The following is a 1,808-nucleotide window of genomic DNA, read 5'->3' as shown; positions in this document are numbered from 1 at the left end:
TTAAGGCGAGAGCAATTCTATCATCCATTTAATTGATATTTAGCTTGACTAAATGGGAAAATGTGGAAAAATGATATAATGAGATGGACGAAAAATTGATAAATTAGAATTTCTAGAGGTGAGAGAAGTGTGGCAACACATCCAACTTAAATCGAAATCATATAAAATTACGAGGAGATTGTAAGATGAGTAATTATATAAAATTAAATGAAGATAGATGGAATAATGTAAAAAACGACTATACTGAGCCATTGACACATGAAGAATTAGAAGAAGCTAGAAAGCATCCAATTTCTGTCGCCTTAACTGTGGGGAAAAAAGTTCCGACAGAATGGTTTGAAAAAGCCAAGGGAAAAAAGATATTAGGGTTAGCTTGTGGTGGTGGCCAGCAGGGTCCCGTTTTTGCTGCAAAAGGTTATGATGTCACCATCATGGATTTTTCTAAATCACAATTAGAAAGAGATGAAATGGTTGCCAAAAGAGAAGGCTTAAAAATCAATACCGTTCAAGGCGATATGACAAAACCATTTCCATTTGAAAATGAAACTTTTGATATTATTTTTAATCCGGTTTCAAATGTATATATAGAAGATTTAGAAAACATGTATCATGTATAAAGAAGCCTCTCGCGTATTGAAAAAGGGTGGACTCTTAATGGTCGGATTTATGAATCCCTGGATCTACATGTATGATGCTGACACTGTATGGGACAAACCCGATGAGGAATTACTTTTAAAGTTTTCAATCCCTTTTAATTCAAGAGAGCTTGAAGAGGAAGGCAAAATCACCATCAATCCAGAATATGGATATGAATTTAGCCATACCTTAGAAAGTCAGATTAGAGGACAACTAAAAAACGGTCTCGCTATGATCGATTTTTATGAATCGTGTGACAAAAGACATCGCTTGTCACGTTATGGAAATGACTACATCGCTACACTTTGCATTAAACTATAATCTTATAGAACATACTTCTGGAGAATAGCTCGTTGTATTTTACGATTAGAATTTGCCCATCACCAAAATACAGCAGGGATGTTGGGAGCCTATTACCATTTCAAGACAAAACAATCCTAGTTTGGTTCAACCAAACTAGGATTTTCTAACGCGTTTTTGTCTACGATAGCCATTGAGTTTTTTATTTTCCCAATAACTATTAAAGATTTTTTCCTTGCTCTCGCGATTGATTTCTAAAAAGTAGGCATAAATCAAATCTATTAAAATGAGCATAGGGAGTTGAGCGGAAATACGCTGGATGTAAGAAGATTGATTATGACTTGCGACAAGGACTGTTTCGGTATAGGCCTGACTGTTTTTGTTTGGAGCGCTGGTAAAGAGAATGGTCTTGGCACCCATTTCCTTGGCATCCAACAAACTATCGAGGACGGATTGGGTAGTGCCTGATAGAGAAAAGCCAAGTACCAGACAGTTTTCATCCATGATACTGGTCGTCCAAGCAAAGCCATCCTGATCGGTCAAAGCTTCGCAGACAACACCTAATCGCATAAAGCGCAATTTCATCTCACGGGCAATCAGACCAGAACTTCCCGTCCCGAAAAAGTAAACTCGTTCAGCGTCATCGATTAATTGGGCAACGCGTTCCAGTTGTTCTTCGTCAATCAAATCCTGAGTTTGTTCTCGCATGATAGTGTAGCTTCGCAAAACACGTTTGGTCAAAGGACTGTGTTTGTGCGAATGAGTGTCCGGTTTACTAGCCTGATGCTGGTATTGAAAGACGAACTCTCGGTAGCCTGTAAAACCACACTTTTTGGCAAAGCGGGTCAAGGCTGCTTGGGAGATATGTAATT

At 38.2% G+C, this 1,808-nt stretch carries 1 protein-coding gene and 1 pseudogene; one reads left to right on the top strand and one right to left on the bottom strand.

Annotated elements, in window-relative coordinates; translation table 11 throughout:
* Positions 1-185 precede the first annotated feature (185 nt).
* Positions 186-957, top strand: a pseudogene (locus tag GMD4S_RS08535) (class I SAM-dependent methyltransferase).
* A 135-nt stretch (positions 958-1,092) separates the two neighbouring features.
* Here GMD4S_RS08535 and GMD4S_RS08530 read toward each other — a convergent pair.
* On the bottom strand, positions 1,093-1,808 hold a 716-nt coding region (locus GMD4S_RS08530), incomplete at its 5' end, for a MurR/RpiR family transcriptional regulator (RefSeq protein WP_000652998.1).

It is taken from the genome of Streptococcus sp. GMD4S, assembly GCF_000296955.1.
The sequence above is the reverse complement of the archived record's forward strand: the minus strand, read 5'-3'. Positions and strand labels throughout refer to the sequence as shown.